Source organism: Sphingomonas canaveralia (assembly GCF_047238125.1).
Taxonomy (GTDB): Bacteria; Pseudomonadota; Alphaproteobacteria; order Sphingomonadales; family Sphingomonadaceae; genus JBDFMH01.
In genome coordinates this window covers 2,425,501-2,440,663 of the sequence record NZ_JBDFMH010000001.1, presented here as the reverse complement: position 1 = coordinate 2,440,663, position 15,163 = coordinate 2,425,501, and the positions used below count along the sequence as shown (strand labels likewise).

Annotated in this window: 9 protein-coding genes; 5 read left to right on the top strand and 4 right to left on the bottom strand. The window is 66.9% G+C overall.

Annotation, left to right across the window (positions count from 1 at the left end; genetic code table 11):
• Together ABC347_RS12145 and ABC347_RS12140 are read left to right on the top strand one after the other, a co-directional pair.
• Entirely contained in the window at positions 1–2,175 is a 2,175-nt protein-coding gene (locus ABC347_RS12145; protein WP_413245984.1) for a xanthine dehydrogenase family protein molybdopterin-binding subunit, read from the top strand.
• Positions 2,172–2,789 (top strand): Isoquinoline 1-oxidoreductase subunit, encoded by a 618-nt coding sequence (locus tag ABC347_RS12140; RefSeq protein WP_413245983.1) that lies wholly within the window; start codon positions 2,172–2,174, stop codon positions 2,787–2,789. Before ABC347_RS12145 ends, ABC347_RS12140 begins: the two co-directional genes overlap by 4 nt.
• Here the strand turns inward: ABC347_RS12140 and folK are convergent.
• Together folK and ABC347_RS12130 are read right to left on the bottom strand one after the other, a co-directional pair.
• Complete coding sequence (folK, locus tag ABC347_RS12135) at positions 2,774–3,271, bottom strand: 2-amino-4-hydroxy-6-hydroxymethyldihydropteridine diphosphokinase (protein ID WP_413245982.1); 498 nt, start codon at positions 3,269–3,271, stop codon at positions 2,774–2,776. The two genes, ABC347_RS12140 and folK, sit on opposite strands and share 16 nt — an antisense overlap.
• Before the next feature lie 44 nt (positions 3,272–3,315).
• Positions 3,316–5,616 (bottom strand): putative bifunctional diguanylate cyclase/phosphodiesterase, encoded by a 2,301-nt coding sequence (locus tag ABC347_RS12130; protein ID WP_413245981.1) that lies wholly within the window; start codon positions 5,614–5,616, stop codon positions 3,316–3,318.
• Between the two features lie 229 nt (positions 5,617–5,845).
• On the opposite strand from ABC347_RS12130, the gene ABC347_RS12125 reads away from it, so the two are divergent.
• Entirely contained in the window at positions 5,846–6,538 is a 693-nt protein-coding gene (locus ABC347_RS12125) for a Crp/Fnr family transcriptional regulator (protein ID WP_413245980.1), read from the top strand.
• Between the two features lie 7 nt (positions 6,539–6,545).
• Here the strand turns inward: ABC347_RS12125 and ABC347_RS12120 are convergent, their stop codons facing one another.
• Positions 6,546–7,217 (bottom strand): DUF1223 domain-containing protein, encoded by a 672-nt coding sequence (locus ABC347_RS12120; protein WP_413245979.1) that lies wholly within the window; start codon positions 7,215–7,217, stop codon positions 6,546–6,548.
• A gap of 261 nt (positions 7,218–7,478) precedes the next feature.
• Here ABC347_RS12120 and ABC347_RS12115 point away from each other — a divergent pair, with 261 nt between their 5' ends.
• Positions 7,479–12,689, top strand: coding sequence for an Ig-like domain-containing protein (locus ABC347_RS12115; protein WP_413245978.1), 5,211 nt, complete (start codon positions 7,479–7,481; stop codon positions 12,687–12,689).
• Between the two features lie 15 nt (positions 12,690–12,704).
• On the opposite strand, the gene ABC347_RS12110 is transcribed toward ABC347_RS12115, so the two are convergent.
• The gene (locus ABC347_RS12110; protein ID WP_413245977.1) at positions 12,705–13,733 is read right to left on the bottom strand and encodes a hypothetical protein; all 1,029 of its coding nucleotides are present in this window, start codon (positions 13,731–13,733) and stop codon (positions 12,705–12,707) included.
• Between the two features lie 134 nt (positions 13,734–13,867).
• Between ABC347_RS12110 and ABC347_RS12105 the strand changes: the two genes are divergently transcribed.
• Positions 13,868–15,163: an aspartyl/asparaginyl beta-hydroxylase domain-containing protein gene (locus ABC347_RS12105; protein ID WP_413245976.1), complete on the top strand. Its 1,296-nt coding sequence runs from the start codon at positions 13,868–13,870 to the stop codon at positions 15,161–15,163.

The window sequence follows — 15,163 nt, the reverse complement described above, 5'->3', positions numbered from 1 at the left end:
ATGGGTAAGACGGAGCTGAACATCACCCGCCGAACCGCCATCGCCGGCGGCGCGGGGCTCGTCATCACGCTGGCACTGCCGATCGGCGCGGCCCGCGCGCAAGGCGCGCCCAAGCCGAAGGGCCCGATCCAGCCCAACGCCTATGTGCGCGTGGGAAGCGACGACAAGGTCACCGTTCTCGTGAAGCATATCGAATTCGGACAGGGACCCTATACGGGCCTCGCGACGATCGCCGCCGAGGAACTGGATGCCGACTGGAGCCAGATTCACGCCGAAAGCGCGCCGGCGGATGCCAAGCTCTACGGAAATCCGGTGATGGGCGGCATCCAGGGGACCGGCGGCTCCTCGGCGATCGCCAGCAGCTATGATCTGATGCGGCGGGCGGGCGCTTCGGCGCGGGCGATGCTGGTGCTGGCGGCGGCGCAATCCTGGAAAGTGGATCCTGCCACGATCACAGTCGAGCGCGGCGTGATCCGACACGCATCCTCGGGCCGCGAGGGCCGCTTCGGCCAGTTCGCGGACGCGGCCGCGCGGTTACCGGTGCCACCGAACCCGACGCTGAAGGATCCCTCGCGCTTCTCGCTGATCGGCCGCGACGGGCTGCACAAGCTGGACAGCGCCGCCAAAAGCAATGGCAGCGCCCAGTTCACGATCGACATCATGGCGCCCGGTACGATGACGGTCGTGGTGGCACGGCCGCCCCGGTTCGGCGCGAAGTTGAAAAGCTTCGATGCCACGGAGGCGCTGAAAGTTCGCGGCGTGAAGGCGGTCAAGCGGCTGTCCAACGGCGTCGCGGTCTATGCCGATGGCACCTGGCCGGCGCTGAAGGGCCGATCGAAACTGGCGATCGACTGGGATTCGTCGGCTGCCGAAACGCGTGGTTCGGAAGAGATCATCGCGGACTATCGCGCGCTGGCGTCCAACCGCGGCACCGTCGCTGCCAAGAACGGCGATGTCGCGCGCGCGCTGGCCGCGGGCGGCGAGACGATCGAGGCCGAGTTCGTCTTCCCCTTCCTCGCCCATGCGCCGATGGAGCCGCTCGACGGCTGGCTCAGCTGGAACCGCAGCGGCGCGACGGCGCGGTTCGGCAGCCAGATGCAGACCGGGGACCATGCCGCGATCGCGCAGGTGCTGGGCCTGCCGCAGGACAAGGTGAAGCTGGAGACGATGCTGGCAGGCGGCAGCTTCGGCCGCCGCGCGACGCCGACGATGGAACTGGCCGTGGAACTGGCGGAAGCCGCCAAGGCGATCGGCCCGGACGTGCCGGTCAAGCTGATCCGCACGCGCGAGGACGACATCAAGGGCGGCTATTATCGCCCGATCTTCGTCCACCGGATGAAGGGCACGGTGAAGGACGGTGCGATCAGCGGCTGGTCCAACACGGTCGCTGGCCAGTCCTTCGCAAGGGGCACTCCGTTCGAATCGATGCTGATCCAGAACGGGATCGACCAGACGATGCTCGAAGGGGCCAGCAAGCCGCCTTATGCGCTGGCCGACTTCGAATGCTCGGTGCATATCGGCGACACGAAGGTGCCGACGCTGTGGTGGCGATCGGTGGGGCATACCCATACCGGCTATGCGGTCGAGTGCTTCGTCGATGAACTGCTGCAACGCGCCGGCAAGGATGCCGTGGCCGGCCGGCTCGAACTGATGGCGGCCGAGCCGCGCGCTGCCGGCGTGCTGCGGGCGGTGGCGGCGCTGGCTCAGTGGAAGGGGCCAGGCCCGTTCAAGTTGGATGGCGTACAGCGCGCCCGCGGCGTCGCCGTGGTCGAGAGCTTCAGCAGCTTCGTGGCGCAGATCGCGGAGGTGTCATTGAACGCCGACGGCAGCCCGCGCGTGCACAAGGTCTGGTGCGCGGTGGATCTGGGCGTCGCGGTGAACCCCGATGTGATCCGCGCGCAGGTGGAGGGCGGAATCGGCTTCGCGGTCGGCCATGCGCTCTATGCCGAGGTGCCGCTGGAGGGCGGTGCGGTGCCGATCGGCAATTTCGATGAGTATCGTTCGCTGAGGATTCACGAGATGCCGGAGGTGGAAGTGGTGATCGTGCCATCGACCGAGCCCCCGACCGGGATCGGGGAGCCGGGCGTGCCGCCGACCGCGCCTGCGATCGCCAATGCGCTTGCCCGGCTGGGCCAGACGCGCCCGCGTCGCCTGCCGATGGTGCGCGCGGCATGAGCGGCCGTCGTGCCATTGCGGGCCTTGCGGCGCTTTCGATGATCGCGCTGGGCGGCGCGGCCGCGATCGGCCGATCCGAGCCCGCCGCGCCCGTAGGCCTGCAGACCCCAGAGGCGTTCGCCGCGATCAGCAACAAGCGCGAACGATCGCTGGCGCTGTTCGCTGAGGCGGGCAAGGTGATCCAGCATCCGCGCTGCCTGAACTGCCATCCGGCGACCGATCGCCCCACCCAAGGCATGGCGATGACGCCGCACCAGCCATGGGTGGTGCGTGGCAAGGATGGCCACGGCGCGCCCGGCCTGAAGTGCCAGACCTGTCATCAGGTGACCAATGTCGACAGCGCAGGCGTGCCCGGCCATCCCGAATGGCATCTCGCCCCGGCGGAGATGGCGTGGCAGGGCAAGTCGCTGGGCGATATCTGCCGCCAGCTGAAGGATCGGCGTCGCAATGGCGGTAAGACGATGCCGCAGATGATCGAGCATATGGCGACCGACAGCCTGGTCGGCTGGGGCTGGGAGCCGGGCGCCGGCCGCCAGCCCGCGCCGGGCACGCAGGCGCAGTTCGGCGCGCTGTTCGAAGCCTGGGCGAAGAGCGGCGCCTACTGCCCGGCCTGAAACCGGGCGCGTAGCTGGCGGATGGTGTGGCCCGATCGCGGATCGCGCCAGCCGGCCGCAATCGCCAGCAGCGGATCGAGCACGAAGCGCCGCCGGGCGATCTCGGTGTGCGGAACGGCCAGTCCGCCTGGCGCGGCACGGCGCGGGCGGGGCGGCCAGTGTCCGCCGTTCCAGAGCAGAATATCCAGATCCAGGCTGCGCGCCCCCCAGCGCCGCCCGGGCCGGCGGCCGAAGTCGCGTTCTATTCGCTTGAGCAGCGCGAGCAGCGCCGGCGGCGGGCGGTCGATCAGGATGATCGCCGCGGCGTTGGCGAACCCGCGTCCTGCGGGACCGAGTGCGGGCGTGGCGATCACCGCCGAGCGATCGACGACCTCCGCACCGGCGGCGGCCAGCGCTACGAAAGCAGCCTCGAGCGTGGCCGCCGGGGATCCGTGGCGGGTCCGCCGATTGCTGCCGAGGGCGATGGCGTAGCGGTCGGGCATCGCGCGGCTATGGCGCGCGGTGCGGCCTTGCGCCACCGGGATCGTCAGCCGCGAAGCTCGTCCTGGCCCCAGCGGGTGCCGACCAGCTTCAACGTCTCCGCATGCGGCATCGGCCGGCCGAACAAATAGCCCTGCAGCTTGTGGCAGCCGAAATCGCGCATCCGCTCGAAATCCTCAGCCGTCTCGACGCCTTCTGCAGTGATCGTCATCCGGAAGCTGTTGGCCAGCGCCACGATCGCGCGGATGATCGACACGGTCTCGCTGCGCTTGCCGGCATCGCGCACGAAGCTGCCGTCGATCTTCAGCGTGTGGAAGATGGTCTTGTTGAGATAGCCGAGCGAGGAATAGCCGGTCCCGAAATCGTCGAGCGCGATGCCCACGCCCAGTGACCGCACGCGCCGCAGCACATCCAGCGAGCCGTCGTCGTCGGCCAGGAACACGCCTTCGGTCACTTCCAGCTCGAGCCGGTTCGGGGGCAGCCGCGATGCCAGCAAAGCTTCGGATACGGTGTTGGGAAGTGCGGGCACCACAAGCTGGCGGGGCGAGAGATTGACCGCCACGAACAGGCTGTCGGGCCATTGCATCGCATCGTGGCAGGCGGTCTGGATCACCCAGCCGCCGATTTCCGCGATCAGTCCGGTCTCCTCGGCGATCGGAATGAACTGCGCGGGCGGCACCATGCCGCGTTCGGGGTGGCGCCAGCGCAGCAGCGCTTCGAATCCCAGGATGGCTTGGGACTCGGCATTCACGACCGGCTGATAGAATAGCTCGAACTCGCGCCGTGCCAGTGCCTGGCGCAGATCCTGCTCCAGCCGCAACCGGTCCTCGGCGTCACGCTGCATGCGGCTGTCGAACAGGCGTACGGTGCCGCGGCCGGCACTCTTGGCGTCGTACAGCGCCAGATCGGCCTTCAGCAGCAACTCGTCCACCGAAGACCCGTCGACCGGCGCGAAGGCGATGCCGATCGATACGCCAAGGCGGATCTCGCTCGATGCGGCCGGATAGGGTTCGCTGATCCGGGCGATCAGCTTGCGCGCGAAATCCTCCACGCCGCGCCGGCTCGATCCGTCGTTGAGCAGGATCGCGAACTCGTCTCCACCGACCCGGCCGACCTGGCCGAGCGCTGCCACCTCCTCGGCCAGCCGATCGCTCACCGCGCGCAGCACGGCATCACCGGCCGGGTGGCCGAACGTGTCGTTGACCGGCTTGAAGCCATCGAGATCCAGGAACAGGATGGCGCAGGCATGGCCCTGTGCCGCCGCGGCGATGGCGTTGGCGAACAGATCGCGCATGCGCTGGCGGTTCGGCAACCCGGTCAGCACATCCATTGCGGCCAGCTGGGTCAACCGCTCCTGCGTGCGGCGGACATCGGTGATATCGGATCCGACCCCGCGAAAGCCGACGAAGGTGCCGTCTTGGCCGATGATCGGACTGCCGGAAACGGAGACATGGCGGCGGCCGCTCGGCGCCTGGATCTCGAGCTCGATGCCGCGGAACGGCTCTCTCGCCGCCATCGCGCCGCCGAGCTGTGCGTCGCAGCCGAACATAATCGGCAGCGATTGGCCGATCAGCTCGCGGCTCGACCGGCCCACCAGCACCCCGATCCGCGGCGAGGCATAGGTCAGCAGGTTGGCGGCATCGGCCTGCCAGAGCCAGCCGACGCCTTGCTCCTCATATTCACGCAGCAGCATGTCGACCGATTCGCGCCGTGACCGTTCGCCAGCCGCGATCGCGATATGCGCGCTCAGCTGGCGCTCGATCGACAGGCATCCGACGAGCAGCGCCATCACGAATGCGGGCAGCAGCAACAGCGGGGTCGCGGTCAGCGGCTCGCCGGACGCGCCGGTCGCGCAGGCGAGGCCAGTCGCCAGCACCACCAGCCACATCGTCGCTGCCAGCGGCACGACCGCGAGCAGGACCGCGCCTGCCATCATCGTGCAGATCGCTCCGGCAAGGATCGACTGGGCATGCGGATCGGCCGTCGGGAACATGGCGACGGGCAGCGCCGCCCAGATCGCCGCCTGCGCACCCGCTTCCGCCACCGACCACCATGCCGATCGCAGCGGATCATCCGATCCGGCATCGGCAGCGCGTTGCCGGGCGCGCACCGTAACCCAGTTGACCAGGATCAACAGCGCCGCCCAGCTACCCAGCCAGACGGCATCGTCGGGATGCGCGACCGCATAGAGCACGGCCAGCGCGCAGGCTGCGGCAAGCGCCGCCAGCCAGGGCGCGGTCTTCGCGAGAGCTTCGGTCCGCAGGCGCGCGTGCGTGGTCAGCGCCGGCTGCGCCAGACGCGACGGATGGCGGCTCCGCCCGATCTCCGCGATTGGGCGAACCGACATTCGGCCGGTGATCGGCGTCTCAATCATGGGCGACCGTGAGATTCCGCATATCTCGAAACTCTTAGGCCGCGATCGCTTGAGGGATCGTTAAGCCGCCGGAAGGGCTTCGCTTCGCGAGTGATGTGTGACACATCTCACATCGGCCCCCCTGCAGCTTGATAGGGGGTGATTCTCCGCGTCGCCTTGTCGCGTAACGGTGGCGCGGGGGCCTCTGACATGGATGATGAAGATGGCCCTCACGCCGGAACAACTGGCCGAGCTGCTTCCGAAGCATAGCGTCTTCGCGGGCTGTGACACCAGCGAGCTCGCCGATTTACTGTCTATTTCCAACTTCCTGCAGGTGAAGGCGGGCGAAACCCTGTTGCGGCAGGGCGAAGATGGTGAATCCATCCTGCTGATCCTGGAAGGTGTCGTTCGCGTGGGCATGGTCACGTCCAACGGCCGCGAAATCATCCTGGATTATGCAGAGCCCGGGGCCGTACTCGGCGAGATCGCGGTACTCGACGGCGAACCGCGTACCGCATCGGCGACCGCGCTGTGGAAGGGGCGGATGCTCAAGATGAGCCGCACCGCGTTCACCGGCTTCATCGAGCGGCATCCCAAGGTCGCACTCGAACTGCTGCGCGACATGGCGCGGCGGTTACGGGAGACCGATGCGACGATCGAAAGCGATCGCGCCTTCGCCACCGGCCCCAGGCTTGCCCGCTTCCTGAAGCGCCTGACCGAGCAGAAGGCGAACGGGCACAAGCTGGCCGGCGATCTCAGCCAATCCGAGCTCGGCAACTTCGTGGGCATCAGCCGCGAGAACATCAATCGCCAGTTGTCGGTCTGGGCAGGAGCGGGCGTCATCGAACTCAGCCAGGGCCGGATTCGCATCCTCGACGGCAATTATCTGTCGCAGATCGCCGAAGCCGGAGACTGACGGCCGATCAGCCGCCGCGCGCCGCAGCCAGGATCGGTCCGCCGTCCTTTTCCTGGATCAGCACCGCCGTCGCCAGCCCTGGCTCACCCGCGGGCACCGGAAAGCGGCGTGGCGCACCGGTCCAGTCTCCCAGCCGCACCAGCTGGCGCACGATATTGCGGTGGACGATCGTGCGACCGCCATTCTCGCCCGCCCGGATCGCCACCGGCAGCGCGCGCGGATCATAGCGCACCAGCCACACATCGCCCCGGCCACGTCCGCCCGCCACGGACAGCGAACCGGGCCCAAAGGTCAGCGCAGGGCCGCCAAGCGGTCGCTCGGCTGCGATCAGCGCGGCGAACGACTGTGGCGATCCGCCGACCCCGGCGCTGCGCCCGTTGACGATCACCTGCGGCGTATGGACTCGCGGCCGGCCGCCGCCGCGCGCATAGGCCCATTGCCGCGCGGTGAAAGCGGGCTGCGCGAAACTATCCTTCCAGCCAAGCCGATCCCAATAAGTGACAGCGAAATCCAGGACCAGCAGATCGGACCGGTTCGCGACGCGATTGGCGTTGGTGATCGCGGGCGGGCACGAGGAACAGCCCTGGCTCTGATAGAGCTCGACGACCTTGATCGGTGCCCCGGCGCCTGCCGGCGCGGTTGCGGCAGCCAGCAGCGTTGCGAGCAATATCGGACGCATGCGATGTCTCCTGTTCCGGCCGTCAGCTACGTCGCAGCGATGCCGTTCGGTTGCACCTTCAAAGCATATCCGGCGCCTTCGAAATCCGCTTGCGTCGGCGTTCAAATGATTAAACAACCTGCAACCTGAATGTCATGGTCGACCGATAGGCACGCGCCTAGCTCGCGGTTGCATCCGGACGTGCTGAACCCTTGGCCAGGCCGCGTATGCGACCGGGTCCGATGGTCCGGGCGTCGATCCGCTCTTGAGGGGTTCCACGAAATGACGACGACCTATTTCTCGCTCGCCGGCGGTGATTTTCTGCAGGATTGGTCCAATATCGGCCAGATCACCACCGCGAACGACTGGAGCGGCGTCGCCAGCATCACCGGCTATCGCGGCGACGACATCACGACCGCCACCGGAACCGATCCCCGCACGCTGACCGGGGACGGCACCGTCGTCGTCAACCTCATCGCGAACCAGACCGCGCCCAACACGCTAAATTCTGGCGGCGTCGCCGAATTCGAACTGGCCGATCCGACGATCGCGCTGAACGGATCGGGCACCGCGGATGCGCCGCACATCATCCTGTACATGGATGCCACCGGCCGCGAATCGATCAACGTCCGCTACCGGGTACGCGATCTCGACGGATCGACCGACAACGCCATCCAGCAGGTGGCGCTCCAGTATCGCACCACGCCGGGCGGCGCCTGGGCCAATGTCGACGGCGGCTACATCGCCGACGCCACCACCGGCGGCAGCGCCACCCAGGAAACGTTCATCGACGTGATCCTGCCGGCCGGCGCGAACAATGCCGCCACGCTGGAACTCCGGATCATAACGACCAACGCGGCGGGCAATGACGAATGGGTCGGCATCGACGACATCGTCGTCAGCTCGGTCGCGGCCGGCGCGGATACTGATGCCCCGGTGCTGGTGTCGTTCAACCCGACCGATCCCGACGACAACCAGCCCGGCGTGGATGCGAACGCCAATATCGTGCTGCGCTTCAACGAGACGGTGATTGCCGGCGACGGCACGATTACCATCACGAATGGCAGTGACATCCGCGTGCTGGCCGTGACCGACCCGCAAGTTTCGATCAGCGGGTCGACCGTGACGATCGATCCGGGCGCCGCGCTCCAGGTCGGCACCACCTATGACGTCATCGTCACGGCCGGGGCCTTCACCGATCTGTCGGGCAACGCATTCGCAGGCATCGCCGAGGACGCGCTCGACTTCACCGTGTTCGATCCCGATGCGATCACCGCAATCTATACGATCCAGGGCGAGGGCCATGCTTCGGCATTCGCCGGCACCGTCGTCAACACCCGCGGCGTGGTGACGGCGGTCGACACCAACGGCTTCTACATCCAGGACGCGGTCGGTGACGGCAACGTCAACACGTCGGACGCGGTGTTCGTGTTCACCTCGACCGCGCCGACCGTCACCGTCGGCCAGCTCGTCAAGGTCACCGGCACCGTCACCGAATTCGTCGCGGCGACCAATGCGTTGTCGCTGACCGAGATCACCAGCCCGACCGCGATCGTGGTCGAAGGCACCGGAACCGTTGCTAGCACGCTGATCGGTACCGGCGGCCGGGTTCTCCCCGACGCGAATTTCGGCGACGACGAGGATGTCTATGATCCGTCGACGCAGGCAGCCGACTTCTACGAATCGCTCGAAGGCATGCTGGTCACAATCGACGCGCCTTTGGTTGTCGCCAATCCCAACAGTTTCGGTGAGGCCTATGTCGTGGCATCGGGCGGCGCGCAGGCCAGCGGCGTCAACGATCGCGGCGGCATCACCATCTCCGCAGGTGACTATAATCCCGAGCGCATTCAGATCGACGATGATTCGGGCATCTTCGCAGGCTATAACCCGGCCACGATCAGCCAGGGCGATACGCTGTCCAGCGTTACCGGCATCGTCAACTATGCCTTCAGCGCCTATGAGGTGATCGTCACCCAGGCGGTGACCGTGGCAAACGATATCACGCTCGACCGCGAGGTCACTGATCTGGTCGGCGATGCCGATACCGTCACCATCGCGACCTTGAACGTCGAAAATCTCGGCGGTGACGAGATCACGCCCGGCTTCGACCGGTTTGAGCAGTTCGCGCAGGACATCATCGTGAACCTGCGGACGCCCGACATCATCGGCGTGCAGGAGATCCAGGATGCCGATGGCGCCGGTTCGGGCGGCAATCTTTCCGGCCAGATCACCGCGCAGGCGCTGATCGATGCGATCATCGCCGCAGGTGGCCCGACCTATGCCTATGTCGAAGTCGCCCCGGCGACCGCGAATTCCACTGGGGGCGAGCCGAACGGCAACATTCGCAACGGATATTTCTACAATGTCGACCGGGTTGGCCTGGTCGCGGATTCGGTGCAGCTCGTTCCGGGCGCCGTGTACAACGGCACGCGCAGCCCGCTGCGCGCCGATTTCACCTTCAATGGCGAGACGCTGAGCCTCTACAACAACCACTTCACCTCGCGGCTCGGATCGGAAGCGCTGCAGGGCGACAACCAGCCGGCCGCCAATGCCGGCGACGGCGCCCGGCTGGCCCAGGCACAGACGCTGAAGGCCTATATCGACAATCAGCTGGCGACCGATCCGGCACTGAATGTGTTCGTGCTCGGCGATCTCAACAGCTTCTATTTCGAAGCGCCGAGCCAGGCGCTGGAAGCCGGCGGCGTTCTGACCAACCTCTATGCTCTGTTGCCGACCGAGGAACGCTATTCGGCGATCTTCGAGGGCAATTCGCAGGGATTGGATAATATTCTGGCGTCGTCCGACCTGCTTTCCAGCATCCAGCTCGATGCGGTGCACATCAATGTCGAGCAGGCGACCCCGTTCACCGACCATGATCCGCTGATCGCTGCGATCACCTTCGCCTCGACCACGGTCGGCGGGGCGGGTGACGACACTCTGGTCGGTACTGCGGGGGCAGATAGTTTCGTCGGCGGTGCGGGCAACGACACCTATCTCGTCAACAATGCTGGCGACACCATCACGGAAAATCCTGGCGACGGCACCGACAGCGTCAACACCACGCTCAACAGCTACACGCTGCCCGCCAATGTCGAGAACCTGACCTTCATCGGTACGGGCAACTTCACCGGCATCGGCAATATGCTGGCCAATGTCATCACCGGTGGTGCCGGCAACGACACGCTGGTCGGCGGCGCCGGTGACGATACGATCTTCGGGCTCGACGGCATCGATGTCGCCGCGCTGGATGTGCGCACCGATGGAGCCGACCGGATCGACTTGGGCACGGGCAGCGATGCCGTGCTGGTGACGGGCAATGCCGGCCAGGTGCGGCTGACCTTCACGTCTGCGCAGGTGGGCAACGGATTGGTCAACGACAGCAACTCGATGGCCAATCAGGATGGCGGGCTTGCGGTACGTATCCAGGCGGAAACCGCGGGCGGCGTGTTGACGGGGCCGATCAGCCGCGCGGACGACGAGGGCATCACCTTCGTATCAAACACGCCGGGGCTGACGTTCGACGTTCGCGATCTCGTGTCTGGCGTCGGGCGTGGTGACCAGTTCTCCGTCGTATCGCTCGGCACCTCGGGCAACGACGTGTTCACTGCCGAACAGCCGACGCTGCGCTATTATTTCAATGCCGGCATGGGTGACGACAGCATCACCGGCGGCAACGCGGCGGACTTCCTGGTCGGCGGCGCAGGCAACGACACGCTGGACGGCGGCGCCGGTGCGGACAGCTATATCGGTGGCGCGGGCAACGACACCTATGTGATCGACCAGGCCGGCGAGAGCATCACCGAGGCAGCCGGTGGTGGCACCGATACGGTGATCGCTTCGATCGATTATTCGCTGTTCGGCACCGAACTGGAAAATGTCGTGCTGGCCGGCGCTGCGCTGGTCGCGACCGGCAATGCTGCCGCGAACGTGCTGACCGGCAACGGACTTGCGAATACGCTGCGCGGCAATGACGGCGCGGACACGCTGAGCGGTCTTGCCGGTGACGATAATCTGCAGGGCGGCGCGGACGCCGATGTGCTGCTGGGCGGCGCCGGGCTCGATACGCTCGATGGCGGCGCCGGGGCGGACGTGATGACCGGTGGTGCCGACAGCGACCTTTATGTTGTCGACGATAGCGGCGACACGATCGTCGAGGCCGATGGCGGCGGCACCAATGATCGCGTGCTCGCCTCGGCCAGCTTTGCTCTGTCGGCCTTCGTCGAGGCGCTGACGCTGACGGGCAGCGCAGCGATCAACGGCACCGGCGGTGCCCAGGCCAACCAGATCAACGGCAACGAGGGAGCCAATATCCTGAGCGGCCTCGATGGCGACGATGTGCTGGTCGGCAATGGCGGCGAGGACACGCTGCTGGGCGGACTTGGCAGCGACCTGCTGCGCGGCGGTATCGGCAATGACACGCTGGACGGTAATGACGGTGCCGACGTCATGATCGGCGGCGAAGGCGACGACTTCTATTATGTCGATGCGGCCGGAGACGTGGTCGTAGAGGCTGTGGGACAGGGCCGCGACAACGTGCTGTCGTCGATCAGCTTCACGCTGGGCGCCAATGTCGAGGATCTCCAGCTGACCGGCACAGCCTTCCAGGCCGACGGCAATGGCCTCGCGAACTTCATCATCGGCAGTGATGTCGACAATGTCGTGCGCGGCTTCGACGGAGACGACACGCTGACCGGTGAAGGCGGCAATGACAATCTGCAGGGCGGCATCGGCACCGACACGCTCGACGGCGGCATCGGCAACGATACGCTGGATGGCGGCACGGGGGCGGACACGATGATCGGTGGCGCCGGCAACGACTTCTTCGTCGTGGACGACGCCGGTGACACGATTATCGAGGGCACCGGCGGCGGCACCGATTCGGTGCGCGCCTCGGTCAGCTACACGCTGTCGGGTGAAATCGAGCAGCTCGTGCTGTTCGGTGCCGGCGCGCTGAACGGCACCGGCAACGACCAGGCCAACCTGATCAACGGCAACGCGCTGGCCAACAGCCTCGACGGGGCAGGTGGCAATGACGTCCTGTTCGGCGAAGGCGGCGACGACGTCCTGACCGGCGGCCTGGGCGACGATTTCCTGCGCGCCGGAGCGGGCGATGACAGCCTGAGCGGCGGGGCCGGGATCGATATCCTGCAAGGCGGCACCGGCGCGGACGATTTTGTCTTCCTGGCGGCGTCCGACCTGGGTGTGACCTTCCAGACGACCGATACGGTCCAGGATTTCAACCGTGCAGAGGGAGACCTGCTCGACTTCACCGGCTTCGATGCCGACAGCACGACGGACGGCACGCAGGTCTTCGATTTCATCGGCAGCGGGGCTTTTTCTGGGATCGCGGGCGAGCTGCGTGCGATCTCGACCGGATCGGGCCTGAACCAGATCGTGCAGGGCGATATCGATGGCGACGCGGTTGCCGATTTCTGGGTGGTTGTGCTCGGGGCGACCCCGCTGATCGCCAGCGATTTCGCGCTGGTCATCTGATCGGCGGCGCCGGCGTCAGCGGATCAGCGGCGCCGGCGGCACCATCGCGATTTGGGCGGAAGCGGCGACCGCTTCCGCCCAAATCGCGACTTTCTCGATCTCGTCGGTGTGTGGGGCCTCTCCCTGCAGCGCGACTTCGGCGCGATCGGTCGCGGCGAAATCCTGGCCGAATTTGGAATGGCGGGTAAAGGCCGGGCCGGCCACGATCGCCGCGACCGCGGGATCGTCCAAACCCAGCCCGAACAGCTGCGAAAGCGCGGCCATCGCCTCGCCCGGTCGCGCGGTCAGCACCTCGCTGTCGAGCGTGCACACGCGATCCCCGAACCGTTCGGTCAGGCGCTGGAACAGCGCATGCTGGGCCAGCCAGCCGATCGCGGCGATCTGCAGGTCGGTCTGCCGCAGATATTGCTCCTGATCGAAATCGAAGATCAGTAGCCCGTCCTGCGCCTGACCAACGAACAGTTCCCGCACCCACAGCCGCCCCCACATGCCCTTCCGCGCGACCGATCCGAGATAGGTGCGCAGTGGTGCATGCAGCAGCAGGGCGCGGCTTTCCGCCCGCATCGCGAGAATGACGGACGCAAAGGCGTTGACGATGTTGGATGGCTTGACGACGATCGCCTCGCCTGGCTCGAACGGGCGCGCGAGCAGCGTGAGGGCGTGATCCAGTGCCTGCGCAATCAGCCGGCGATCACCGCCGCGGCGCGTCCATCCGATGAGGTCGTTCAGCACGACCGGTTCCTTCAGGCCCATCGCCACGCCCGGCAGATCGACCGCGCGCGCCAGCAGCGTCGAACAGCAGAAGGCGGAATGGAAGATGAAGTGCAACGGTGCCGGCTGCGGTGCCGCGTCGATCAGCGCGGCCCGCGGCAGCGCGCTGAGCGGGCGGCCTGCGGGCAGATATTCATCCGTGATGAAGGTCGCCGCGCGATGATGCTCGCGCTCGACATGCAGCATATGGAACCGATCACCATCCGGATCGAAGCGGTGGGCGAGCCAGCGCGCGTCGGCCGCGACGGCATCGATGGCAGCGCGCCCGCTCATCCGGACTGGCCCTGGCGGTGCGGATCGCGAGACATCGATCGGCTCATAACCCGCCCCGCATCGCTTGCAACCGTTCCCCCGATTGAACCTGCTCCCGCTCTCGTTTAGCCATCAATCTGTGGGGGATGGGAAATATGACAGACCAGGGAGTCGTGCGCCTGCTGGAGACAGCGATGCAGGCGCAGCGTGAAGGGCGGGCGGCGCAGGCCGAGGTCCTGTTGCTGCGTGCGCTTGAAGCGGGTCCTGATGAACCGGTGGTGCTGAACTCGCTGGGTGTGCACTGGCTGGCCGAAGGGCGTGCCCGGGACGCGCAGCCGCTGTTCGAGCGTGCGGTTTCGATTGACACGCAGGCGCCGCCGCTCTGGATGAATCTGGCCAAGGCCTGCCGCCTGCAAGGCGACGACGCGGGCGAGCGGCGCGCGCTGGATGCGGTGCTGGCGATCGACCAGCGCGACCTGATGGCACTGGTGCGGATGGCCGAATTGCACGAACGGCGGGGCGAGCCTGCGCTGGCGGCGCAGCGCTGGGCAGGCGTGATCGCGGTCGGCCAGCAGATCAGCCCGCGCAATGCGGATCTGCAGAAGCTGCTCGACCATGCCTCCGCATTCGTCGCCGATCGGATGGCGGCGTTCGGCTCGGTGATCGATGACTGGCGCTGGCCGGCGGTGGCCGATGCCGATCCGCTGGTGCGGCGGCGCTTCAATGCCGCGATGGATGCGGTGCTCGGGCGGCGGCGCATCTTCGCCAATCAATGCGTCGGGCTGCATTATCCGTTCCTGCCCGCGGACGAATTCTTCGATCGCAGCCATTTCCCGTGGATGGCGGGGCTGGAGGCGCAGACACCCGCGCTGCGCGCCGAGGCGGAGCACGCGCTGACCGGGGGGCTGAAGGGGTTCGAGCCCTATATCGCGATGGAGCGCGGGCTGCCCGAAAATCTGTGGTCCGGACTCGATCATTCGATGGACTGGAGCGCGCTGCACCTGTGGCGCTATGGTGAGCGCAACCATGCGCTGTGCGATCGCTTTCCTGCGATCACCGCGGCGATCGAGGCGCTGCCCCTGGCGCAGATGCCGCGGCGCGCGCCGACCGTGTTCCTGTCCGTCCTGCGGCCCGGCGCGCGGATCCCGCCGCATACCGGCGTGAGCAACGCGCGGACCATCATCCACCTGCCGCTGATCGTACCCGACGGGTGCTCCTTCCGCGTGGGCGGAGAGACGCGGCCGTGGCGGGTCGGCGAGGCGTTCGCATTCGACGACACGATCGAGCATGAGGCGATCAACCCGACCGATCAGCCGCGGGTGGTGCTGATCTTCGACGTTTGGAACCCGCATCTGACGCAGGCAGAGCGCGAGCTGCTGATCGGCTATTTCGACACCGCCGACGCCAGCGGGCACAATCCCGGGTTGGCGGCGGCGGTATCGGACGACTGA